The sequence below is a fragment of the Enterococcus sp. genome, from assembly GCF_032555305.1.
GTDB lineage: Bacteria > Bacillota > Bacilli > Lactobacillales > Enterococcaceae > Enterococcus_A.
This window is the reverse complement of sequence record NZ_JAWGOQ010000042.1, coordinates 1-24,398: the sequence shown is the minus strand read 5'-3', so window position 1 is coordinate 24,398 and position 24,398 is coordinate 1. Positions and strand designations below refer to the sequence as shown.

The following is a 24,398-nucleotide window of genomic DNA, read 5'->3' as shown; positions in this document are numbered from 1 at the left end:
CGAAGGGAACTAGCAGGAGGTCGCTTATGGAAAAGACAACATATTTAGAGGAAAATGACCAATTGAATCAATTGTCCATGAACATTTTAGTACATGCCGGCAATGCACGGGATCATTTGGTTCATTCATTAGAAAGTTTAGAGAAGATGGATTTTGAAACAGCCAAAGAAGAGGTGAAGGCAGCGCGCAAGGAGGTTGTTGTCGCACACGGATTACAAACGGACACTTTACAGTTAGAGGCATCTGGCGAACAGATTCGCTATTCAACGCTCTTTTGCCATGCACAGGATACCTTGATGACTGCACAAAGCGAGATTTTAATTGGTGAACATTTAGTTCGACTATTTGAAGCCTTTAGCCAAAAATAGCAAAAAGATCTTATCACAGAAGTATACGAGGAGGAGTTTCATTGAAAAATTATCAAATGCCTAAGGATTTTTTATGGGGCGGAGCGATTGCAGCCAACCAAGCAGAAGGTGGGTATAAAATTGACGGAAAAGGAGTCAGTTTAGCAGACTTGCACAAATACTATCCAGACAAGAGCAACGCTGAAATTGCTGAAGAACAGCACAAAGGCATGTCGATGGCTGATGTAAAAGCGAACTTAGCCGATACAGAAGGATACTATCCAAAGCGTCACGGGATTGATTTCTATCATACCTTTGAAGCGGACTTAGAATTACTTAGCGAAATGGGCTTTAAAACCTTTCGCACATCGATTGATTGGACGCGTATTTTTCCTACTGGTGAGGAAGAAGAGCCGAATGAAGCTGGGTTAGCTTATTATGATCGTTTAATCGATAAAATTATTGAATTAGGTATGGAGCCGATTATTACGATCCTTCACTATGAAACGCCGGTCGAAATCACCTTGAAATACGGCGGCTGGAACAATCGTAAAGTGATCGATCTATTTGTCAACTATGGGAAAGTCGTCTTGGAGCGTTATCAAGCAAAAGTAAAATATTGGATCGTCATCAATCAAGTTAATTTAATTCAGTTTGAACCGTTTAATTCAACAGCAATCCCTTACGATACGGTGGATAATTATGAAGAAGCCAGCTTCCAGGCAGTCCATCATCAGTTTGTCGCCTGTGCAAAATTAGCAGCCTATGCGAAAACGATTAATCCTGATATGATGATTGGAACAATGATGGCCGATTGTACAGCCTATCCGTATTCTTGTGATCCGGATGATGTGAATTTAGCTTTACGTCGTAACCGGATGCAGTATTTCTATACAGATGTGCAATTCCAAGGGGAATATCCGCAATATGCCTTGAACTATTTTGCTGAAAATGAGATTCACTTAGACATTACAGCTGAAGATAAAAAAATATTGAAGGATCATCCGATGGACTACTTGGCACTCTCTTATTACTATTCACAAATGGTTGACGCCACTAAAAACACGATGAATCCATCATCGGTGACTCCAAATCCGAATTTGAAAGCCAATCCATGGGGCTGGGCAGTTGATCCGCAAGGACTGTACAATTCCTTATCGCAATATTGGGATCGCTATCACAAATCGATTATTATTGCCGAAAACGGTTTTGGTATGTATGACAAGTTAGAAGACGGACAGGTGCACGATGATTACCGTATTTCTTATCTTTCGGAACATATCGCACAGATGAAACGGGCGATGTATGACGGAGTAGATGTAATTGCCTATTGCGCTTGGGGACCAATCGATATTATCAGCTGTTCATCTGCTCAAATGGAGAAACGCTATGGTTTCATTTATGTTGACTTGGATAACGAGGGAAACGGCTCCGGTAAACGAATTAAGAAAGACAGCTTCGAATGGTATAAACAAGTAATCGCGTCAAATGGCGACGCATTATAATCAATTGAAAAGTTGATCCTCGTGGTCAACTTTTCTTTGAATGGAGGTGCAAAAATGCTGACTAAAAAGGAAAAAGAGTTGATTGCCTATTTAGATAAGAAGGATCGTTGGATAACTTCTGACGAATTAGCTGAATATAGCCTGTGCACGACACGGACGATTCGTAATCGCGTCGCCAAGATCAACCAAAATAATCCAGAACTTATTTTAACCAGTCATTTAGGTTACCAGCTGAATCCACATGCAAATTTACCTACGGATGGAACGGAGGATCGGAAATCGCGGATCTTTTTAGAACTATTGAAGCATTCCTCTTACGGAGTTGACTTTTTTGACCTGGCGGAGATGCTCTTCATTTCCGAATCCACATTGAAAAACGACATTCAGCAATTAAAAAAAGAAATCACCAACGATGCAATTCAGATTGTTTTTTATCAGGATTATATCAAACTGACAGGGCCAGAGCGGGCAAAACGGCGCTATCTTATTTCACTTCTTTATAATGAAAGTGATGTTCAAGAAAAACTAAAGGTCAGCATTCAGCAAATGATCGGCTATATCTCGCTGGAAAAATTGCAGCAGACGATTCAAGAAGTTTTGGCAGAGCACACGATTCAGATCAATCAATACTCATTGAACAATATCGTCCTGCATTTTGCTATCAGTATCGAACGGATACGTCAGGGCCACAGCTTGAAAAAAAGTTTGAACAATAACCAGCTGCAGAGTAATTCCGAATTTTTGATTGCTGGAGAAATCAGTGATAAATTAGCCCAGCAATATGATATTCATTTTTCGCATGCTGAGCTGGAGCAGTTATCCTTATTATTTATCGGAATGCAGAATGAAACCTTGACCAATCAGGACAGTCAACAGCTTTCCAGCTTTGTTGATCCAACGATCATCACTGCATTGAAGGATGTTTTAGCCGAAGTAGAACGAACCTATCTAGTCGAATTGCATGATGAAGAGTTTTTCAATAAGCTGGCAATCCATTTGCAAAGTCTTTACTACCGTTCTCATTATGAAACGTTCACGCGTAACAGCAGTTTGCTAGATTTGAAAACAGCCTATCCATTGATTTATGATTTGGCGGTTTATATTTCTTCTTTGATCCAAGATCGTTTGGATATTTGGTTTAATGACGATGAGATTTCCTTCATTGCTTTACATATCGGAGCTTTCCTTGAAACGCAGAAGCACTTCCGAGATCAGGTGACTATCCGGCTGATCGTGAATGACTATCATGATATTGGCAGCAATCTAAGTAAACAAATTGAAGAGCATTTCGGTGAGAGTATTGATATTGTAGTGACAGAAAAATGGAAAACAGCAACGAATGACTATGACTTGCTGTTGACGACTGATCGCGAGACGGCGTCAGATTATGCTGGCTCTGTCTTCATCCATCCATTTTTAACCAGCAAAGATGTCAAAAAAATAGAGAAGCGGATCGATTCCTTGAAGTCACAGCGTGAAAAGCGAAAAATGTATCAGGCGATTGAAAAATTTATTTTGCCTGAACTCTATTTTAATCAGATTGACCCGGCTGGCTTAAGGCCGAGGGAAATCCGTAAACAATTGAATCAACGGATGGTGCAAACTGGCTTTGTCGATGAGAACTTTTCACACCGGGTAGAAAAGCGTGAGCGCATGTCTCCGACGAGCTTTCCTTCGGGCATCGCCGTGCCTCATTCAGTCGAATTAGAGGCCATAAAAAGTGGCGTTGCCATCATGACCTTGCAGGAATCATTAATATGGGCGGATCATCCAATCAATTTGGTCGCCTATATTGCGATCAATAAGGATGAAGCAAATGACTTTAATGAGTTTTTCGAAAAGTTTATCGAGATCGTCTCAGAACCCATCAATACCAAACAATTAAGCATGAGTGAGGATTTTGATGAATTCATTTTGCGATTGAAAACGATGGTTGATGCAGATGAGTAAAAGCCTTTTATGTCGCTTATCTTTGGTGATTGTGGGCACGATTTTAATGGGAATCGGGATCGAATTGATCGTGGTCGCAGATCAAGGATTCGATTCAGTCAGTACCCTGATCTTGGGATTAATGAACCATTCCGCGCTGCCGTTTGGTCGCTGGAGTCAACTGATCAGTGTGCTGTTTCTGCTGGTTACCCTTATTTATAAGCGCAGTATGTTGGGAATTGGTAGTATCATTAATACATTTTTAGTAGGGGAAACGATCAGTCGGACAGCGCCGGTGATTCAAGCTGTCGACTCTCTCGGGAACAATCCTCTTATCTGTCTGGCAGGTTTTTGCACGATGGCATTAGGAACAGCTATCTATTTAACAGGTGGATTGGGATCAGGTCCTTTGGAGGGAATGATGTTTTGTGTCTGCGATCTTTTACATCTATCTCTGCAAAAAGGCAGAATCTTGTTGGACTTTATGATTGTTGTTATCGGTGTTTTACTTGGAAGCTCCTTTGGCTTAGGGACCTTTTTCGCCATTTTTTTATTAGGACCAATGATCCAATTTTTTCTTGCTGTCTCTAGACGTGAAAACTGGAAGAAATTTCGATACAGAGGAAAAAGAAAGAAAATGACAGAGGAATAAATTATTCTTCAGAGAATGCATTTAGTATCCTGCATTCTCTTTTTTTTTGTTGAAGCAAGAATCGTCAAATGACAGGATTTAACCTATAATTGAGTAAGAAAAGGTTCTTTTGTGACTGTGTTGTACATAGTTTCTCATTAACACACGAAGGAGGATAATTTTGATGGCTAGAAACAAGCAGGTGAAGCTTAACAAGAATCACTTTGAAGCAAGCATTAAGGCGATCGATACCCATACACAAGGCGAATTTACCCGAATCGTGATTGATGGGTTTCCTGAACCAAAAGGGGAGACGATGCTGGAAAAAATGGATTATGTCGCTGAATATTTTGACCATTATCGCAGTGCTCTAATGAATGAGCCGCGAGGTCATAAGGACATGTTCGGGGCATTATGGACAGAGCCAGTAAATCCAGAGGCAGATATTGGCGCCATTTTTATGGACGGTTCCGGCTACATGCCGATGTGTGGTCACGGCTCGATGGGGTCAGCCACAGCAGTAGTGGAAGCAGGACTGGTCGAAATCTCTGAACCCTATACTTATGTGAATATCGATGCGCCAGCAGGTTTGATTAAAACTAAGGTCAAAGTTGAGCACGGTAAAGCCAAAGAAGTCAGCATCATCAATGTCCCATCATTCTTATACAAAGAAAATCTTCTTGTTCAGGTCGAGGATCAGGAGATAGTCTATGATATTGCCTTCGGCGGAAATTTTATGGCCTTGATCGATAGTGCCCAGCTAGACTTGAAGATAACCAAAGAAAACCTTGCTGAAATCACAGATATCGGCATAAAAATGCTGGATAAAATCAATCAAGAAGTAGAGATTCAGCATCCAGAGCTGGCTATCAATAAAGTAGTGACTTGCGAGTTCTACGAAAAAATAAATTCAGCAGAAATCAATAATCGAAACGTTGTCGTGTTCGGCAACCATCAAGCAGACCGCTCACCCTGTGGAGCAGGAACCAGTGTGATAATGGCAGCGATGCATGCCCGAGGTGAATTAACCCTAAATGAACCCTTCATCAATGAAAGTATTATTGGCAGCCGCTTCATCGGAGAACTTTTAGAAGAAACGAAGATTGGTGAGTATTCAGCGGTTATTCCCCAGATCACTGGCAGCTCCAATATCACTGGTTACGCAACATATTTAATTGATCCAGACGATCGGTTGAAATATGGCTTCCAGCTATAATAATCAGCAAAAAGCTCTATAGAAAAGAAAAATTCCATAGAGCTTTTTCATTGCTTAAATTATTTCATAATAGACTTGCTGATATTTCCTGTCTCGAGCAATTGAGACCGTTGACTCAGGTCATAAAACCTTCCTTTTTAGAATCTATAAACAAAATAATCACAATTTCCTTTGACGAAGCAGAAAAAATCAAGTACACTAAAATTGAACGAACGGTTCAATTAATGATTGGAGGCGAGTTTTTTTGGAAAATCGTTTGGAACTAATCTATGACGCAGCGAGTCAATTGTTTATCAACAAGGGCTTTGCACGGACACAAATCCGCGATATTGCTAAGGAAATCGGACTATCAACAGGGATGATCTATCAGTATTTCAGCGGAAAAAAAGATATCCTTAGTTTTATTTTGAAGGGGACGATTGATCCGGGATTTTTTGAACGAGAGCTACATTTCCCCATTGATTCTAGTGTTTTTGACAATTTGGATGATGAGATCATGGAAACCTTTGAAAAGAACCAAGAAAATTTCGATAGCCATTTAAAAGACAATGCCGAAGATTATTCACTAGCGGAAATGCTCTCTGACGCGTTTGATATTGTCTCAAAATACTCAGTCAGCTGTTTGATCATCGAACATAATGAAGCAGATTTGCGAGATTTAAGCTTCTATTACCGTGACTATCGGAAGCGTTACTTTAGTCAGGTTCAGCAGTACATTAAGCTATTTATTGAGAAGGACGAGTTTCGGGAAGTAGATAATCTTTTTTATACGACTCGAGCTGTTGTTGAAAGTATTGCTTGGTGGGGAATGCATATCAAGTATGATGCTTTTGAAAAAGATCGCGCAATCTCAATGCAGCAGGCAAAGGACATTTGTTTAGATTTACTATTGCATGCATATCAAGCTTAACAGAGCAGGGCTCTGTTTTTCTTAAAGCATTCAATTGAATGAATGGTTCAATTAACAGAAGGGGTGAAAGGATGAAAGTACAGCGAAAATTATTTTATTTAATGGTGGGAGGAATACTGAGCAGCTTAATGGCTTGTGGTTCTGATAAAGAGGCGGAGCTTGTCAACACGCAGACGGTTGAAATCGGTGCAGTCTCAAAAATTGTTTTGGATTATGACGCGGATGATCTGCTAATCAAAAACTCAAGCAGTAAAAAGGTTGTTTTAGAGGAATATTTAAGCAAAGACAAGCGTAAGTATTATTCGAAGGTTTCAAAGAATGGTGACACCTTGTCGATCCAAGAAGGTAGAAGGCCGATAGGAACAGATTTTAAAAGCAAAATGGTTTTATCATTACCTAAAAACTACTCTGATGAGCTGCGAATTCATTCAACTAGCGGCAAAGTTGAAACTCACCTTTCAAATAAATCGATGTCCAGTATCACTTTGGACACGACGAGCGGAAAAATTTATGGAGATGATCTAATAGCAGATACGATTAAGCTGATCACGACCAGCGGCTTGATTTCTAGTCGTTCATTAACCAGTAAAGGAACGCTTCGGATCAAAAGCACTAGCGGAGAAATAAAATTGCACAAGTCTAAAGTGAAGCGGCTCATACTCCATACGACAAGTTCAAAAGCAACCTTGGATGAGCTCAAAGGACAGGTAGAATACGAAACAAAAAGCGGTAATTTAACTGTAACGGATTTTTCTGGCGCAGGCGAATTTACAGCTAGCGGCGATGGAAGTCTCAATCTTGGAGTAAATCATTTAGCGGATGATCTGTCTGTATTCTCTAAAAATGGCGCTGTCACTGTGTCTTTACCAGACTCACAGACACCTCAGCTTGATGTAAAAACAAAAGAAGGTAAGGTAGATAATCGCTGGGAAGGAAGGACGAAAAAAGCGAAGTTATCTACTCCTCGAGTCACCATTGAGACAAGAAATGGTGACATCACAGTGAAGTAAATTTTTTTAACTGTTTTATTGAATGAACGGTTCAATTATTTATGGTGATTTTATTCATTGCGGCGGAGTGAACGGTAGTCTGATGAGTTCGCTAAAAAACAATGCGAGCAAAGGCTAGATACACACGTTGCGACCATGTTTGGGAGCAGTTCATATCAGTCTGGAACAGAGCCACTAACAAAACAGAGAACGTGTAGAAATGGAGGAATTTGATGATGGAAAAAAAGCAACTGTATTGTGATGCAGAAAGTGTAACCAGCGGGCTGTTGCATTTGTGGGGAGCATTGCTGTCGATTGGCGGGACAGTTCTGTTGATTTTATTATCGGTCAGACAAGATAGTGCGCCAATCAAATTAGTTTCGTTTTGTATTTATGGTGCAAGCTTGATTTTATTATTTTCGGCATCGACAATTTTTCATATTTTTTATATTTCGCCGAAGGTTCACCGAATTCTGCAAAAGATTGATCATTCGATGGTCTTTTGCCTGATTGCCGGAAGTTATACGCCTATCTGTCTGCTTTGTTTAAAAGGCTTGCTAGGGTGGATCAGTCTGATCTTGATCTGGTCGTTGGCACTCGTGGGGATTATCGGTAAAGTAATTTGGTTCAAAGAATCAAAATGGTTCAGTGCGATAATCTATTTAATCATGGGATGGGGGATTGTTTTTCTGATTAATCCACTAGCACAAAATTTGCCAGTCACGGCAATCGCTTGGCTGTTTATCAGTGGAATCTTGTATTCGATCGGAGCTTTTGTTTATGCCTCAAAAAAATGTCAATTCCATCTTCTGGCATTTGGCAATCACGAGCTGTTTCACCTGTTCGTCTTAGCGGGTGCGGCAAGCCATTACTATATGATTTTTCAATATGTGTTGTAGGATAGTTATATGAATAGATACTACTATTTTTAAAGCGTGCGCGACCTCGACTGCAAGGCTATCAAGTCGATATCTGAACATTTAAGCGACTTCCATTAATTAGATTCAGCTTCTGATTATTCAGGACAGGGAGCTTATATTGCGATAATTCCCATTACTATTAATAGATCAGTTAGCTATCAAACAATCAAAAGGTTTAGTTCAGCCAACAAAATAAAGAAGCCTCTCTTCAATTAGTCTGTAACTGACTAATTGAAGAGAGGCTTCTTCTGCGGTCTATTCTTTAATGCTCAAAATGACTTCTCGAACTTTGGAAATCGTTTCTTGAGCATGTTTGCGGTGATTGAACATCAGAATCACATAGAGCGAATCGATGATACTTAATTGAGCGATCCTTGAAGCCAAAGCCTCAGAGCGGAACTCAATTTCCTCAGAGATTGAAATAAACACAACATCACCTAATTTGGCTAAAGGTGAATTGATTTGACTAGTCACCACGATTACCTTCGCGCCATTCTTTTTGGCTACTTCAGCGATCTGGATTGTTTCCTTCGACTTACCTGAGTGAGAGATGAACATGGCGCAATCCTCTTCAGTAAGCAAGGTGGCTTCCATTAATTGAATATGATAATCCGTACTATGACCTACAGGAATAGGAGAGCGTAAAAACTTATGGTAAGCGTCAGTGGCCACGATTTCTGAACCACCGACGCCGAAGAAATAGAGTCTGCGAGAATCAGAGATCATTTTTACTGCTTTTTTCAAATCTTCTTCCTTCAACAGTTTTTTTGTGTCAGTTAAAGTTGTCATATTTGAATTGAAAACTTTTTGAGCCATCACCAATTCAGAATCGTCCTTTTGAACATTCTCGTGAATCGTAACAGCTGTCAAATCATTTTCCTGCTTCAGCAGCGCCAGCTTAAAATCCTTGAATCCATTGAAGCCTAACTTTTTTGTGAATTGAAAAAAAGTTGAGTCAGCGATACCCAATTCAGCAGCAAGATCACTAATAGAACTGTGACTTACCTTGCTGGGATTTTCTAAAATGTAATCGGCAATGGCTTGTTCCTTCTGACTAAAATCTTTATACATCGATTTGATCTGTAAGTGAATAGGGCTAGACATGGTATCCCTCCTTCCTAGATTATTCTTTAACCATAAGATACTAGGAAACAAAATAAAAATCAACAAAAATATTTTTTATTTTTTCTATTTACAAAAAAATATTTTTTTGTATAATAAAGGCATAAGGTTGAATGCGTTATCATAAACCGGTTTCTGAATCAATTCTTATGAAGCATGACGTATAGGTGTTCTGAATGAAAAGGAGATGGATGAAAGAGAAGCTAAATCAGTTCATTAAGGAAAAGAAGTCACTATGTCAGTACTACAGAACATGATTAGAAGGAGCTTTAAAGATGGGAAAATACAAAATAGCGATCGTAAATTCAAGTAGTTTCGGCAAAATATTCCATGATCAGTTGGAACGACTTGAAAAAATCGGTGAGGTTCAATCATTTATCTTTGATGGAGAAATCGGTGGTCGCGAATTAGCGGAAAATTTACATGGCTACAATATCATTATTGCAAGTGTCACGCCATTTTTTACTCAGGAATTTTTTGATCATAAGGATGAACTTATTTTGATTACCAGACACGGGATTGGTTACAACAATATTGATATTGAGGCCGCACGTGAACACGATACGCTCGTTTCGATCATTCCAGCTTTGGTTGAGCGGGATGCGGTCGCAGAAAACAACATCACAAATCTGTTAGCGCTTTTAAGAAAAACCGTTGAAGCTGATTTGAGTGTAAAAAATGACAGCTGGGAAGATCGTGCCAATTTTGTTGGTCGGACTTTATTCAATAAAACTGTCGGTGTGATTGGTGTTGGAAATACTGGCAGCTGTGTCGTCGAAACACTGCGAAATGGTTTTCGCTGCAACGTTTTAGCTTATGATCCTTACAAGTCAGCTTTGCATATTGAAAGCTACGGGGCCAAAAAAGTTGAACTTTCCCAACTATTGCAGGAATCAGACATCATTTGCCTTTGTGCCAGTTTAAATGAAGAGAACTATCATATGATTTCCACTGAAGAAATCGCGCAAATGAAGGACAATGTCTATCTTTCCAACAGTGCTCGTGGTGCCTTACTAGATGAGGAAGCAATTGTCAGCGCTTTAAAATCCGGAAAAATTGCGGGAGTAGCGACAGACGTCTTAGAAGAAGAGCCAGGACGCAAAGATCATCCGTATCTTGCCTTTAGTAATGTAGTCATGACTCCTCATACTTCGGCCTATACAATGGAATGCTTACAAGAGATGGGCGCAAAATGCCTGCGAGATGTGGAGGATGTCGTAGCTGGAAGGATTCCTGAACGATCTGTTCAGGCGCAAAGCAAAGCTGTCAGCTAGTTAGGGGTGCAAAAAATGTTAACAGATTTGAAGGTAAAAGTAGGACCTCAATTTTATCGGTATCATGTTGGTGCGATCGATTTTGTGCCAGAACTGTTACAAGAGTTTTCAGCAAAACATGTTTTGATTGTTCATGGTCAGATTTCCTTTGAAAAGGCAAAACCCTTTCTAAGCTTTCTAGAGCACTCAGCCTATAGCTTCGATTTTCTGCAATACACAGGTGAGTGCAGCTATTACGGAGCTGACAGAATCGCAGAAGTTGTGAAGGAAAAGAAGATCGATTTCATCATTGGCGTTGGCGGCGGGAAATTGACCGATCTAGTTGGGTATGCCTCCCATACGTTAAATGTGAATTTCGGAGTAATCCCAACGCTCGCCAGTAATTGTGCACCCTGGACACCTCTTTCGGTGATGTACAAGGAAAGCGGTGAATCAGAAGGTAAAAGTGAACACTTCCTGCGGCAGGCTAGCTTTTTCATTACCGATCCAAAATTAGTGATTGATGCACCTGTAAATTACTTTGTTGCTGGACTCGCTGACACGATCGCGAAATGGTATGAGTCAGATGCCATATTACAGCAAGAGCATTTAAAAAATGAACCTTTTTTACAGTTGGCGGGCTATACTTCCACCCTTTGCAAGGACGCTATTTTGAAGGATTCAGTGAAGGCGATTAAAGATATGGAAGCCGGCGAAGTCACAGAAGAGTTTATCCACCTATCAGAAATCGTTTTTGCAGTAGCAGGTTTAGTCGGAGGGTTAGGCGACAAGTACGCTAGAAATGCGATCGCCCACGCGATGCATGACGGAATGAGCAAATACATTCCTGAAAGTCATGATTTCTTACATGGAGAGAAGGTTGCCTATGGGATCTTCTATCAGCTGGCTGTCGAAAAGAAATGGGATCAAATTGAGGCCCTGCTGCCGTTTTATCAAGAGCTGTGTCTGCCAATGTCGTTAAAACAGATGAAAATAACTCCAGATGAGACAGCGATTGATCAAATTGTAAATTTTGTCGATTCGAAAGAAAAGGTTCATCTGTTGCCGATACCGATCACGGTAAAATTATTGAAAGAATCGATTTTTGAACTAGAGGACTATATTAATAATCGTTAAAAGGATGTCAGTTTCTTTTTCGGCAATTTTACTATCATAGAAATACCAGAAATATGTCGTAGTTATTTAAAGCTCACACTACTAGTGGAATAATCTACGGCATGAAGATGAGAATAAGGAGGAGCTTATGGATACTTTAAGTGTAATGCAAAGTCTATTGATTGCTTTATGGGTCGCTGCGGTAATGTCGAGGTGGCTAGGAGGAGGGGCAACCCTGACCTTGCGTTTCTCGCCTTTAATGACAGGATTAGTCGTTGGACTTGTTATGGGCGATGTTGCGCAAGCAATGATCGTTACTGCTGCTTTACAAATGATTTATATGGGGGTTTTCTCACCAGGCGGGTCAATGCCAGCTGAACCATCCATCGCAGCAGCGATTGCGGTTCCGGTAGCTTTATTAGGAAACTTGAAACCAGAAGCGGCGATCGCAGTCGCTGTACCCGTTGGACTATTAGGAAGTTACTTATATCAATTCCGGTTCTTTATCAACACATTTTTAGGTAAATATACAGACAAAGCGGTTGAAGATTTGAATGCAAGCGCGATCAAACGCTCGATTATTCTTTATCCGACCATCGCCTCGTTCGTATTATTTGTACCTTTAGTATTTATCGCACTTTATTTAGGTGCTCCAGTTATTGCAGATGTTATCAATGCGCTTGAAGGAACAGTAGTGATCCATATTCTTGAAGTAGTCGGCGGCGGATTGGCTGCGATCGGGATTGCGACGACAGTATATGTCATTGGACGTAAAGATTACATGGTCTTTTTCTTCCTTGCTTATTTCATGAGTGTGGTATTGAAATCTCTAGAAATCACAATGGTTACTTATGCGATTTTTGGAATTTTGATTGCCTTGATCTTTGTACAGTCACAAAAAGGAAAAGGAGCAGCACCAGCAGCGGAGTCTGCATCGCCTAGCTCTGGCGCAACCTTTGATGACGACGATGATTATGATGACGGATTTTAATGAATAGAAATAGGAGGGAAAAAAACATGGCGGAAGAACGAACAAATAAAAATATGGCACCTGAAGAAATTACTAGTAAGGATGTCACAAAAGCGTATCTGAGATGGCACTTTGCGAATGAAATACCTCATTCCTTTGAACGTTATTTGGCACCATCACTACTCTATGCGATGATGCCAATCTTGAAGAAATTATATAAAGATGATGATGCCTTAAAGGCAGCCTATAAACGTCAGTTACTATTTTTCAACACACAGTTAAGCTGGGGCGGCGGTGTTATCACTGGTTTGATGTCATCCATGGAGCAGCAACGCGCACAAGAAGAATACGAGAAAAAAGAAATCTTGATGCAAGATGATTTAATGTATAACACGAAGGCCGGCTTGATGGGAGCACTCGCTGGGATCGGGGATGCCATTGACTCGGGAACCGTGCAATATATCTTTATTGCGATTGCCGTACCATGGGCGCAACAAGGAAGTGCCTTAGGAGCCTTATTCCCGTTTGTTTTCTTCGCAATTTATCAAGCGGCGTTAGGTGTCTTCTTTGCGAGACAATCCTTCACAATGGGACGAAATGCAACTGGATTGATGCAAAGTACCGGTGTTCAGACAGCAATCGAAGCACTCTCGGTACTGGGGCTGTTTATGATGGGCATTCTTGCAGGAAATTATGTAAAAGTTGAATCGACACTGAAGTTTGCGATCTCGGGACGGAAGTTCGTCATTCAAGAAATTCTTGATCAGATCGTACCAGGTATTTTACCGCTAGCAGTCGTTATGGGCGTTTATTGGTTCTATACGAAGAAAGGCCTGAAAGTAACCCAAGCATTGCTGTGGCTGACTTTAATCTTAATTGTTTTAGCCGGAGTCGGAATCTTATAATGATGAAAAGGAAGTGTAAATCATGGGCGTAATTAATTTAGCTCGAGTGGATGAACGGTTGATCCACGGACAAGTAATGATGACTTTATCACAAAAAAGCGGAGTTAACTCAATTTTTGTCGTAGATGAGGTGGTCGCAAAGGATAAGTTCATGCGTGATCTATACAAAAATGCTGGGAGTCGTACCGGTCAGAAAACGATCGTGATTACTCCGGAAAAGGCGAAATTTTATTGGGATGAGTTCAATTTCAAAGAGTATAACTGTATCTTGATTACAAAAACGGTGAGTGTTATCTATGACCTAGTCAAACACGGGGTACCAATGAAAGAGTTGAATATCGGTGGGATCGCGCAAAAAGACCCTGATAAAGATATTTTGGTAACGAAATCTGTTTACTTAAACAAAGAGGACGCTGAACGTTTGAAGGATATGCATGACAATTATGGGGTCGAAGATATCTATTTCCAAGCCACACCATCAGCACCAAAATCAAGCCTAAAAGATGTCTTAAAGCAATTTGATCTGTAACAATCGTTGAATCGAAGGACAGGAGAGAGAAGAGATGGAGCAAACAGAAGCATTCAAAGATTGGCTATTCCGTTATCAATACGTTTATCGGCTGCGGCGAACAGAAAAAAGCAAGAAGCGGTTTCTAACAGCCTTGGTGACAGATATAGCGAAAATGCGGGAAGATATTCAAGTCATCGAATACGATCAACAAAAGAAATATGCTTCACGCAATGTCTACGTTGGCAATGTCAAGCAAGCTGATCGCGTGATTTGCACCTTCTATGATACTCCTCCTGAAAGTTTTGGTTCCTATCAGCTGTTCGATCGAAAGGATCAAGCGAAAAAGACGACTACCTTCATTTTGGCTAGCACGATCATCGCAATTCTTTTGGGTGTTATTGGGACCTTGATTTATATGCGGTTTTCACCAAGTTCATTTCAATTGTACTCGCTGAGTACTTTCGTAATCATCGCGATTTATGCAGGCTATTTTATCCTGCTGGGGAAAATCACGAAAGGCTTGTCTAATCGAAAAACGCTCGTCCGCAATACATCATCAATACTAGCAATGCTGAAAATGATCGCGGAAAACAAACAAAAGAAGATTGCTTATGCCTTTTTAGATGAGGGCAGTTATGGCAATAAAGGTCTAGAAGAACTGCAAAGGCAAGTCAATGGGCATTGCGAAATCTATTATTTAGATAGTGTTGGGGCTTCCGCTCCGTTACATTTGGTCGGGAAATCTCCAAACAATAGCGAAGTAGCTGAAAAGCTAGACTATCTAGCATCTGATCAAAAGGTGAGTTATCTCTTTAGTGCAAGAAAAGATCAAACAAAGGATGCTTTCTATTTGAATCCAACCGATTTAAAAGAAAAGCAATTGAACATGGAAAATATTGTCGCTGTCACGAGCTTGTTTCAGTGAGAGAAATGGAGGGTCATATGTTAGGAATCGTAATTGCCACACACGGGAAGTTAAGTGATGGCTTGAAAGATGCCGCGGAAGTAATCGTAGGCACAACCAATAACATCGCTACAGTCAATCTTAATCCTGGAGATGATGTTCAAGAATTAGGAGCAACGATCGAAGCTGCGATCAAAGAAGTAAATAAGGATGCTGGGGTCATCGTATTAACAGACTTAGTCAGTGCAAGTCCCTATAATCAGTCCGTCTTAATCACCAATGGCTTGGCTTCAGAACTTCAGGAAAAAGTTTATGTGATCGGCGGAGTGAACTTGCCGATGCTGCTGGAAACGATCAACCATCAAATCTTGAATACCTCGGTTGAAGAAATTGCGCCAGCCGTATTGGCGCAAGGCGCAGATAGCCTTGACGTTTGGCATGTATCGGAAGTAGCCGAAGAGGACGATGAAGACGACTTTTAAACGTTTAGCAAAATCGTACTCAAGGTTTAATGTAGAAAAAAACACTTAATTAGGAATAGGAGACTAGAATAAATGAAGTGGGGCTTTAGATGGTATGGAGAGAAAGGCGACTCCATTCCTTTAAATCATGTAAGACAAATTCCCGGTATTAATGGCGTAGTCGGTACATTGCTGAACAAAATGCCAGGCGATGTTTGGGAAGTTTCAGAGATACGCGAATTAAAAGAATCCATTGAAAAAGAAGAATTGGAATTACTAGGAATTGAAAGTGTTGCGATTCACGATGCGATCAAAGCTGGAACAAACGAACGTGATCACTACATTAACAACTATATCCAAACCATTAGGAATCTTTCTGAATGTGGGGTTCATTTGATCTGCTACAGCTTTAAGCCAATTTTTGGTTGGGCCAAAACTACTTTGAATTACGAAAATGAAGATGGCAGTTTGGCGTTGTTGTACGACCAAGCGGTTGTAGATAACATGGAACCCGGCGATATGTATAAATTAATCAGCAGTCAGTCAAAAGGTTTTCAACTATCTGGCTGGGAAGAAGAACGGCTAAACAAATTCAATTCGTTAGTTGAAATGTATGAGGGAGTAACGGAAGAGGTTTTATTTGATAACCTAAAATACTTCCTTGAACGAATTATTCCGGTTTGTGAAGAGGCGGATGTGAGGATGGGGATTCATCCGGATGATCCACCTTGGGAAATCTTTGGCTTCCCTCGGATCACCAAAAATTTAGCCGATTTACAACGCATTATCAGTATGGTTGATTCTCCGTATAACGGTGTGACTCTGTGCACAGGAGCTCTAGGTGCTGATCCAGACAATGATATGGTAGAAATCGTTCATGCCATTGGTGATCGTATCAACTTTGTTCATTTCCGGAATGTTGAGTTTCTAGGTTACCGCAAGTTTAAAGAAACTGCGCATCTATCTACGGAAGGGTCTCTTGACATGTATGCGATCATGGAAGCTTTGGTGGAAGTCGGATTTGACGGCGTAATCCGCCCAGATCATGGTCGGACGTTGTGGGGTGAAGTAGCCAGACCGGGTTATGGTCTATATGATCGGGCGATGGGGATCACTTATATGCAAGGACTGCACGAAGCGATTACTAAACGCAAAGACTAGAATTCGCATAGAAAGTGAGAAGAATAGCATGCCAGTAAACATGGAGCATAAAATATATCAACAATTGATCCAAACAAAGCTTTTACCGCTTTATACAGCGACAGATTTGAGCTATTTACCGAAAGTAGAAGAGATTCTATTAGATAATAATGTCCCTTTGATCGAAGTAACTTTCCGTAGTGAATTTGCCGGTGAAGCCATCAAGCAATTAGCAGCATCTGGTAAGCTGATGGTTGGCGCAGGGACGGTACGAACACTTGCAGAAGCAAAGATTGCTATTGAAAACGGCGCGCAGTTTGTCGTTTCCCCTGCAATTGTTCCTGAGGTGATCGAATATTGTTTAGAGCAGGATATTCCGGTTTTTCCTGGAACTGCGACACCTAGAGACATTCAATCCGCAACCGAATATGGAATCAATGTCGTGAAGTTTTTTCCCGCAGATATTTATGGCGGCTTAAAAGCTATCAATGCGCTTAGTGGTCCTTTTTATGACGTAAAATTCCTACCAACTGGTGGAATCAACCAAGAGAATTTTGTCGAGTATTTGGACAATCCTCATGTCATTGGGGTTGGCGGTTCGTTTATCTTATCAGAAAAAGTTATCAAAGAAGATAATGGCAAAAAAATGAACCAGATTCTTCACTCGCTGGTTCAGCAAATAAATTAGAAAAAAACATTCATGAGTCTTTCCTGCAATCGGGAACCCATGAATGTTTTTTCTGTATAAAAGTTGGAGCGAGTAACTCTTCATAATTAAGCCACATTTTTTTCTTATTTTTGTTTAAAATGCTCATAGCTTTTTCAAATGTTTAGCGTAAGATGAACTTAACCCTAAAAATAATTCTTTTTCCCCTGTGAAAGCAGGAACCCCCAGAAATAAAGCTGGCGCATATGCGTCAGCTTTATTTTGTGTATGCCCATGCATTAGCGAGCTGGGGCATGAGATGGTCAAGGGAGTATTTTTGCATGTAGTGTTCCTTATCTGGATTGTCATTAGGATCGTAAACGATGATTTGATCGCTTTGCAGGTCTTTTTTGATTACCATGATATGCCCAACATCGGTAAATTCCCCTGGATTGACCGAGATAACAATTGGCTGGTTTTGATTTATATGTTCTTGGATTTTCATTTGGTCTTTACCGAGGTCTTCCATTTTTAAGCCGTAATTCTGAGCAAAAGCAGGAAAGATCGACCAAGCTGTTCCTTGTCCGGCTTCATAATAATGATCGCCGCTCCATTGTAAGATTTCTGTAGGATAAACGGTTCGTTTTTCCTGATAGGAAAGAATCATTGCTAAAGAAGTGATGGCACAGCCGTTAGTAGCTAAATTATTTTGAGCAGAGCCGCTACCATAGGCTTGATCAGCCCAACGCGAGTCTGTCTGAATTAATAATGAAAAATCTTGTCCGTGCTCTTGCAGATATTGGTTGGCATCGGCAGAAAAGTCTTGTTGACTATTGACTTGATTATCAAAATGGAAAAATCGAGAAGAGAGAATCCCTAAACTGACGATCACTAAAATACTTCCAATAAAAATTGAAAAGGGACGAATTTTTCGTCGCATAAAAAACACCTCCACTCTATTATTAAAACGAAAAAAGAGTGAGGTGTCATCGGTCAAAAGTTGTAAGTTATTCGAATTCTTCTAGTTCTAAGCTGAGCTCTTCCCAACTAGAAAGTTGTTCTTCCTGCTCGGCCTTTTTGGCTTCTAGTTCATTGGTTAACTCTAATAGCTGAACATGGTCATTTAAAATATCTGGTTGACTCATTTGTGTTTCCAGTTCGTCGATTTTTTCATCCAAAGTAGAAAGATTTTCTTCAATTGTTTCGATCTTGCGACGTAAACTACGAATTAATTTCTGTTGTTCTTTGTCCTGATAGAATTTCTTTTTCGGCGCCTCAACAGGAGTTGCTTCTTTTGCCTGTAATTCTGCGATCTCTTCTTCTTCTTTTTTCTTTTCCAAATAATAATCATAATCACCAAGGTATAATTTGCTGCCCTCGGGAGACAACTCGATGACTTTATTCGCGATTCGATTAATGAAATAGCGGTCATGGGAAACAAACAGCAGCGTTCCTTGATAATCAATCAAAGCATTTTCCAAAACTTCTTTGTTGTCGATATCCAAGTGGTTGGTTGGTTCATCAAGAATCAAAAAGTTTTCCTTGTTCATAGAAAGCTTCGCTAATGCTACACGCGCTTTTTCGCCACCACTGAGTAAAGGAATGGTCTTTTCAACATCTTCACCACTAAAAAGAAATCCGCCTAAAACATTTCGGATATCTTTTTCCGGAGTTGTAGGATGTTCGTCCCAAAGTTCGGCTAGAATTGTCTTGTTCCCATGTAGATCCGCCTGGCCTTGGTCATAGTAACCGATCGTAACATTCGTCCCAAAATGCGCTTTTCCTTTAATAAAAGGAATTTGGCCGATCAACGATTTCAACAGGGTGGACTTGCCGATTCCGTTTGGTCCAACGAGCGCGATGGCATCTTCCCGTCGAATATCCATATCTATCGGTTCTGATAATGTTTCTTCATAACCGATGGCAGCTTCTTCTACTTGTAGAACAACGTTTCCAGAAACCTTATCGATATCAAACATAAACTTCGCTGATTTTTCTTTGCCGTCTGGTCGATCAAGGCGATCCATTTTTTCTAAAGCTTTTCGCCGGCTCTGGGCGCGCTTAGTCGTTGAAGCTCGGACCAAATTGCGGGCGACGAAATCCTCTAATTTTTCGATCTCAACCTGTTGTTTTTCATAAGCTTTCCAATCGCTGGCAAGCTGTGCGGCTTTCAAATCCAAATAACGAGAGTAGTTTCCAGTATAATGACGGATCTTATGGCGAGAAATTTCATAGATTTCACTGACGACACGATCTAAGAAATAACGGTCATGAGAGACGATCAAAAGAGCACCAGGATAGCCCTGTAGATAGTCTTCCAGCCAAGCTAGTGTTTCGATATCTAAATGGTTGGTTGGTTCATCGAGGATCAAGATATCAGGCTTTATCAACAGCATCCGCGCTAAGGCCAGACGCGTTTTTTGTCCGCCTGACAAGGTACTGATCTCTTTGTCATAGAAGCTTTCGTCAAACTTAAATCCATGCAGGACGCTGCGAATTTCATTTTCATAGCCATAGCCATTTTGGTCATTGAAATCATGCTGCAGCTGATCATATTCCTTCAACAAAGAAGCGTAGCGACTATTACTTTCTGGAGTTTCACCGATCGCGACTTCAACTTCCCGCATCCGGGCTTCCATTTGACGAACTTTTTCGAAGGCCTTCAGCATTTCATTCCAGATGGTCTCAGTTGAATCTAGACCAGTATCTTGAGCCAGATAACCCAAGGAAGCCTGTTTATTTTTAATCACTTGACCCGCATCAGGCGCTTCGATATTGGCGATAATTTTTAAAAGAGTAGATTTGCCTGCACCATTTCGTCCGACTAAGCCGATCCGTGCTTTGCTGGCGACTTCTAGATGAATGTTTTCAAACAGTGTGTCGGCACCAAAATAGCGAGCAATTTGGTTTGCTTGTAATAAAATCATTGGATATCTTCCTTAAATTTATTTTTCCGAATGGATTTAGTCTAACATATTTTCGAGGTCGTTGCGATTGGAAGAGGTCATTTCAATTAATCGTGATTTTTTCACAAATTTTCGAGCAAGTGCGTTGCAATTTCACTAAGATTCTTGCTATTATAGTGCAGTAGTCAACAATTACGAAATTTTTTGATAAAGGAGAGTTATTGTGAAAGAACATTCAATTCCAAAAGCGACTGTTAAACGATTGCCGTTATACTATCGGTATTTACGTATTTTAAATAATGCTGGAAAAACCAAAGTATCATCAACAGAACTAAGTGAGGCCATCCAAGTCGATAGCGCAACGATTCGCCGTGACTTTTCTTACTTTGGGGAGTTAGGCAAGCGTGGATATGGGTATGACGTGGAAGACTTGATGCATTTCTTCGGAAAAATCTTAAATGACGATCAATTGACCAATGTAGCACTAGTCGGTGTCGGTAATTTAGGGAGTGCCTTGTTGAAATTCAAGTTCCACCAAAGCAATAGTATCCGTGTCAGCTGTGCCTTTGATGTCAAGGAAGATATCGTCGGCCGCATTGTAGACGGTATTCCCGTTTATCCATTAGACAATATGGTTGAACAAATCAAATTACAGCAAATCGAGATCGCAATCTTAACCTTACCAGCTCAACAAGCACAGCAAGTGGTTGATCAATTAGCCGACGCTGGTATCAAGGGAATTCTGAACTTTACTGCCGCTCGTTTAACAGCGCCAGATGATGTCATTATTCAAAGCGTTGATTTGACCAACGAATTACAAACATTGATTTACTTCTTGCATCATAATAATGATAACAAATAAAAGACTGAGCGAGCGCTCAGTCTTTTTTACTTGAACAAAGATTGATAATCTGTTGTTTCCGCATCTTTTGGCAATTGCTGCAAGAGTTTTTCCATAGAGCGAAAATCGATAAAACGTGCCTGACGTGCAATTTCTTTTCCTTCGTGATAAATCAATACTGCCGGCACAGTCAAAACTTCAAAAACGCCAGCTAATTCTGGTTCCTGCATGATATCCAAATGATGAAACGGGATTTCATAATCCTCAGCAAGACTTCTTGCTTTGGGTTCGTCCACGTGACAGATACTGCAAGTCTCAGAGGAAATGAAGACAATATTATTAAGTTGATCAGTTAACGCCTTTTTTACAGCGGTTAAACGTTCCATAGTCTCATTCCTTTCATTTACTTACTAACTGTAAGATAATCAGAAACGAGCATATTGTCAATTTTTCTGTTTGACCAAAAAATTCACTCTGTGTGTGGAAAGCTTGAATTAAAAGGGAATAATTAATTATGGAAATAGTTAGTCTATCCGATCGATGAGCTATCCCAAGACGAATATCTTCTGAAGATGAGCTTAAGAAAAAAGCAATATTAATTATTGTAGGTGTTTTGGTATTAGGATCAGTTTTTATTGGGAATATTCTTGATAAGTTTATTTAAGTTTATTTCAATCGTTAAGTCAATTTTTAAAATAAACTATGTTTTATATGGATAGTTGATAATAGTAAGAGTATTATAATATTAAATAACTATGGATGGTTTGATGATATGAACAAAGGTGTGACGTTTAAAAGTACTTTCTTCCATTATTTTAAAAAATTAGGAAAGACATACCCGATACTAATGATTTCAAAACTTCTAATTGGAAAAAAAGGAAGAGAGGTAATGATTCACAATTATGAAAATGTGGACAATAAACTAGGCTTTATATTATGTTTGTTGGCATTATATGTAATTGGCTTTATATTGGTTCTTCTGGTTTGTACGATTAGCAGTTATGCATTTAACCAATTCAAAAATTGGAGACGCTCAGTAAGTTAAATAATCCATTTATTTAGTTATCCAGTTATAGGTGCTCTGGGAAAAGAGTAGTCTTTGAAAAAGGCGATGGGAGTAAAAATTTGAATATTCTTAAAATTTAGGATGGTTAAGTAGATTGCCCTATTTTAAAGAAAGTAAGAGTGAGTATAGGAGTGGAGATAAAGAGTGAACATTTTTAAAATAGATGGATGCGGAGAACCCTTTAAAACAGGGTCTTAGTGGGCTTATGATAAATATGATAAGAGTGGATATTTAAAAGATAAAAATTATGTAGAGTGGAAAAAGGAGTGGACTTTTCTATTTAGAGTGGATATTTCCTTGAATTTAATAACAATTAAAAAGTTGACATTTACTTGAAACCATATTATTACAATCTTTTTTAATACAATGACTTGCTTAAGATAACAACCAGAGTTAATCTACAGACACGTTAAATGATAGCGCTTTAAAAAAAGAGAGGATGAAATAATATGTCAACAACAGCAGATGTAAAAACAGCATTAAGAGGGATTCTAAGTGATGGAAAAGGGCGTAGCCACGGTGAACTATGGAAAGAACTATTGAAGATTGACAACCTTAAAGGACAACTTGTTAAAGCAGATGGAACCGAAAGAAAAGGCGTTTTGAGTGGAATTTTTACAAGAGTTCAAAATGGTAAAGAGGAATATTTCCGTATCATTAAAAAGAATGGCAAAACTCAAATGATTTATTCAGTGAACAAGGCAGATACTATTTTAAAACTGACGGATGCTTATTTAAAGGATGTAGAAATGGTTAATTTAACAGCGGAAGGTTTTTCTACGGCAGATAAGAAAGTATTTGAAAAGTATCAACGTGCTTGTTATGAGCTGAAAGAATGTGAACCAGGTTTAAAGATTTTGGTCGAGTTTTTAAATAAAAACGGAAATAAAGTTGTGCCAAAAGCGGAAAAACCAAAAATTGAACCAGTACCCGATTCGGTAATTAAAAAAGTAATCGATGTTAAAGATAGAGAAGAACCAAAAAAGCCAGTTACCAAAAAAGGGGAGAACAAGAAAGTAGCTGAAACTAAAGACGAAAATGAAACTAAGAAATTTGCAACTAAAGTACCAATTACTGAAAAAACTACTAAGCAAGCAAAGAAATAAAATTTAGGGAGCCAGATGGCTTCCTTTTTTTATCCCTAAATTGGGAGTAAAGAGAGGTAAAATTTCGACCTCAAAAAACTATTAAAAACATTAAACTAAATCCCACCCAATTTTTACCCATTCAACTGCACCAGCAGCACCCAATTTTCCTATATTTTAAACAGACAAATTCTTCATTTTAGGTAGAAGATAAAACTGTAGGATTCCATTTAAAATTGATTCAGATTTGAGACGTGGATAGTTCTATACCCGAATCATCAGAAATGCGATATTTTGTTGAAGCAATTTTAGAGCTTTATTGACAATTCGAGAATGTTCATTTAGACTAAATGTAACGATATGGTTACATTTAGGAATGAGGTGATTACTCTTGATAAGAAATAGACTAAAGATTTTAAGAGCTGAGAGAGATTGGACTCAAGCAGATTTAGCTGAGAAAGTTGGGATTTCTAGACAAGCTGTAATCTCAATTGAAAAATATAAGTATACTCCTTCTTTAGAATTAGCATTCAAGATTGCTGAAGTTTTTAAAGTAGAAATTACTGACGTGTTTAAAATGGAGGGTGATGAACTGTGAAATCAATCATTTCTATAGTATTAGTGTTAATTGGTGGCTTTTTTCTTATCGCAGCTGATTCTTTTGAAAAGAAAAAGAAAGTGGAATATAAAAATGATGAAAGATGGAAAGAAATAGTTAGAAAATCAAAGAACAAAGTGATGCGGTATTTCAATTTTATTTCTTTAGTAGCATGTTTATTGTCTCTAGTATTTCAAATTTTCGATAATCTTAGTTTTAAAGTCGAACTTGTAGATGTGTTACAAGTAATCTTTATAATCTTATTGTTTAGATATCCAGTTGAATATTTTAGTCTGAAATATTTTGATAAGAATATCTGATTAATTTTGATAAAGTCCATATAATTGTGTAAAAGCAAAAAGGCCATATGAACGCCTCTTTACGGTACAATGTTTTTAACCACTAAAAACATACCCAGGAGGCAATC

Annotated in this window: 25 protein-coding genes; 21 read left to right on the top strand and 4 right to left on the bottom strand. The window is 39.3% G+C overall.

Features of this window, described 5'->3' with window-relative positions; genetic code table 11:
- Positions 1–26: 26 nt before the first annotated feature.
- From E6139_RS21160 to trhA, 8 genes are all read left to right on the top strand, one after another.
- Positions 27–368: a PTS lactose/cellobiose transporter subunit IIA gene (locus E6139_RS21160; protein WP_316405528.1), complete on the top strand. Its 342-nt coding sequence runs from the start codon at positions 27–29 to the stop codon at positions 366–368.
- A 41-nt stretch (positions 369–409) separates the two neighbouring features.
- A complete protein-coding gene (locus tag E6139_RS21155) occupies positions 410–1,852 on the top strand; it encodes a glycoside hydrolase family 1 protein (protein WP_316405527.1) in 1,443 nt (480 codons plus the stop codon).
- A 54-nt stretch (positions 1,853–1,906) separates the two neighbouring features.
- Positions 1,907–3,802 (top strand): BglG family transcription antiterminator, encoded by a 1,896-nt coding sequence (locus E6139_RS21150; RefSeq protein WP_316405526.1) that lies wholly within the window; start codon positions 1,907–1,909, stop codon positions 3,800–3,802.
- Positions 3,795–4,433, top strand: coding sequence for a membrane protein (locus tag E6139_RS21145; protein WP_316405525.1), 639 nt, complete (start codon positions 3,795–3,797; stop codon positions 4,431–4,433). Before E6139_RS21150 ends, E6139_RS21145 begins: the two co-directional genes overlap by 8 nt.
- Positions 4,434–4,596: 163 nt before the next feature.
- The gene (locus E6139_RS21140; protein ID WP_316405524.1) at positions 4,597–5,628 is read left to right on the top strand and encodes a proline racemase family protein; all 1,032 of its coding nucleotides are present in this window, start codon (positions 4,597–4,599) and stop codon (positions 5,626–5,628) included.
- 244 nt (positions 5,629–5,872) lie between these two features.
- Entirely contained in the window at positions 5,873–6,538 is a 666-nt protein-coding gene (locus E6139_RS21135) for a helix-turn-helix domain-containing protein (protein ID WP_316405523.1), read from the top strand.
- Between the two features lie 71 nt (positions 6,539–6,609).
- Positions 6,610–7,548: a DUF4097 family beta strand repeat-containing protein gene (locus E6139_RS21130; protein ID WP_316405522.1), complete on the top strand. Its 939-nt coding sequence runs from the start codon at positions 6,610–6,612 to the stop codon at positions 7,546–7,548.
- Between the two features lie 212 nt (positions 7,549–7,760).
- A complete protein-coding gene (gene trhA / locus E6139_RS21125; RefSeq protein WP_316405521.1) occupies positions 7,761–8,426 on the top strand; it encodes a PAQR family membrane homeostasis protein TrhA in 666 nt (221 codons plus the stop codon).
- 276 nt (positions 8,427–8,702) lie between these two features.
- On the opposite strand, the gene E6139_RS21120 is transcribed toward trhA, so the two are convergent.
- Entirely contained in the window at positions 8,703–9,551 is an 849-nt protein-coding gene (locus E6139_RS21120) for a MurR/RpiR family transcriptional regulator (RefSeq protein WP_316405520.1), read from the bottom strand.
- Positions 9,552–9,844: 293 nt separating this feature from the next.
- Between E6139_RS21120 and E6139_RS21115 the strand changes: the two genes are divergently transcribed.
- The 9 genes from E6139_RS21115 (at position 9,845) to E6139_RS21075 (ending at position 17,517) form a co-directional block, all read left to right on the top strand.
- Positions 9,845–10,843 (top strand): D-isomer specific 2-hydroxyacid dehydrogenase family protein, encoded by a 999-nt coding sequence (locus E6139_RS21115; RefSeq protein ID WP_316405519.1) that lies wholly within the window; start codon positions 9,845–9,847, stop codon positions 10,841–10,843.
- Between the two features lie 15 nt (positions 10,844–10,858).
- On the top strand, positions 10,859–11,959 hold the full coding sequence (locus E6139_RS21110) for an iron-containing alcohol dehydrogenase family protein (RefSeq protein ID WP_316405518.1): 1,101 nt from the start codon (positions 10,859–10,861) through the stop codon (positions 11,957–11,959).
- Between the two features lie 127 nt (positions 11,960–12,086).
- Complete coding sequence (locus E6139_RS21105) at positions 12,087–12,929, top strand: PTS sugar transporter subunit IIC (RefSeq protein ID WP_316405517.1); 843 nt, start codon at positions 12,087–12,089, stop codon at positions 12,927–12,929.
- Between the two features lie 26 nt (positions 12,930–12,955).
- Positions 12,956–13,813 (top strand): PTS system mannose/fructose/sorbose family transporter subunit IID, encoded by an 858-nt coding sequence (locus E6139_RS21100; protein WP_316405516.1) that lies wholly within the window; start codon positions 12,956–12,958, stop codon positions 13,811–13,813.
- A gap of 22 nt (positions 13,814–13,835) precedes the next feature.
- Positions 13,836–14,342 carry a PTS sugar transporter subunit IIB gene (locus E6139_RS21095; protein ID WP_316405515.1) on the top strand — a complete coding sequence of 169 codons (507 nt, stop codon included), beginning with the start codon at positions 13,836–13,838 and terminating at the stop codon, positions 14,340–14,342.
- Between the two features lie 34 nt (positions 14,343–14,376).
- Positions 14,377–15,249 (top strand): hypothetical protein, encoded by an 873-nt coding sequence (locus tag E6139_RS21090; RefSeq protein WP_316405514.1) that lies wholly within the window; start codon positions 14,377–14,379, stop codon positions 15,247–15,249.
- 17 nt (positions 15,250–15,266) lie between these two features.
- Positions 15,267–15,710, top strand: a complete 444-nt coding sequence (locus tag E6139_RS21085) for a PTS sugar transporter subunit IIA (protein ID WP_316405513.1) — start codon at positions 15,267–15,269, stop codon at positions 15,708–15,710.
- Between the two features lie 72 nt (positions 15,711–15,782).
- The gene (gene uxuA, locus E6139_RS21080; protein WP_316405512.1) at positions 15,783–16,850 is read left to right on the top strand and encodes a mannonate dehydratase; all 1,068 of its coding nucleotides are present in this window, start codon (positions 15,783–15,785) and stop codon (positions 16,848–16,850) included.
- Positions 16,851–16,878: 28 nt separating this feature from the next.
- Positions 16,879–17,517: a bifunctional 4-hydroxy-2-oxoglutarate aldolase/2-dehydro-3-deoxy-phosphogluconate aldolase gene (locus E6139_RS21075; protein ID WP_316405511.1), complete on the top strand. Its 639-nt coding sequence runs from the start codon at positions 16,879–16,881 to the stop codon at positions 17,515–17,517.
- A gap of 235 nt (positions 17,518–17,752) precedes the next feature.
- Here the strand turns inward: E6139_RS21075 and E6139_RS21070 are convergent, their stop codons facing one another.
- Both E6139_RS21070 and E6139_RS21065 read right to left on the bottom strand, forming a co-directional pair.
- Positions 17,753–18,415, bottom strand: coding sequence for a C39 family peptidase (locus tag E6139_RS21070; RefSeq protein ID WP_316405510.1), 663 nt, complete (start codon positions 18,413–18,415; stop codon positions 17,753–17,755).
- 67 nt (positions 18,416–18,482) lie between these two features.
- Entirely contained in the window at positions 18,483–20,402 is a 1,920-nt protein-coding gene (locus E6139_RS21065) for an ABC-F family ATP-binding cassette domain-containing protein (RefSeq protein WP_316405509.1), read from the bottom strand.
- Positions 20,403–20,604: 202 nt separating this feature from the next.
- Between E6139_RS21065 and E6139_RS21060 the strand changes: the two genes are divergently transcribed.
- Positions 20,605–21,243 (top strand): redox-sensing transcriptional repressor Rex, encoded by a 639-nt coding sequence (locus tag E6139_RS21060; RefSeq protein WP_316405508.1) that lies wholly within the window; start codon positions 20,605–20,607, stop codon positions 21,241–21,243.
- 26 nt (positions 21,244–21,269) lie between these two features.
- Here the strand turns inward: E6139_RS21060 and E6139_RS21055 are convergent, their stop codons facing one another.
- Positions 21,270–21,608, bottom strand: coding sequence for a thioredoxin family protein (locus tag E6139_RS21055; RefSeq protein WP_316405507.1), 339 nt, complete (start codon positions 21,606–21,608; stop codon positions 21,270–21,272).
- 1,129 nt (positions 21,609–22,737) lie between these two features.
- Here E6139_RS21055 and E6139_RS21050 point away from each other — a divergent pair.
- The 3 genes from E6139_RS21050 to E6139_RS21040 all read left to right on the top strand — a co-directional run bounded on the left by E6139_RS21050 (position 22,738) and on the right by E6139_RS21040 (position 24,291).
- Positions 22,738–23,394: a hypothetical protein gene (locus E6139_RS21050; protein WP_316405506.1), complete on the top strand. Its 657-nt coding sequence runs from the start codon at positions 22,738–22,740 to the stop codon at positions 23,392–23,394.
- A gap of 370 nt (positions 23,395–23,764) precedes the next feature.
- Positions 23,765–23,971, top strand: a complete 207-nt coding sequence (locus E6139_RS21045; protein ID WP_316405505.1) for a helix-turn-helix transcriptional regulator — start codon at positions 23,765–23,767, stop codon at positions 23,969–23,971.
- Positions 23,968–24,291 (top strand): hypothetical protein, encoded by a 324-nt coding sequence (locus E6139_RS21040; RefSeq protein WP_316405504.1) that lies wholly within the window; start codon positions 23,968–23,970, stop codon positions 24,289–24,291. The genes E6139_RS21045 and E6139_RS21040 overlap by 4 nt, the downstream gene beginning before the upstream one ends.
- Positions 24,292–24,398: the final 107 nt, after the last annotated feature.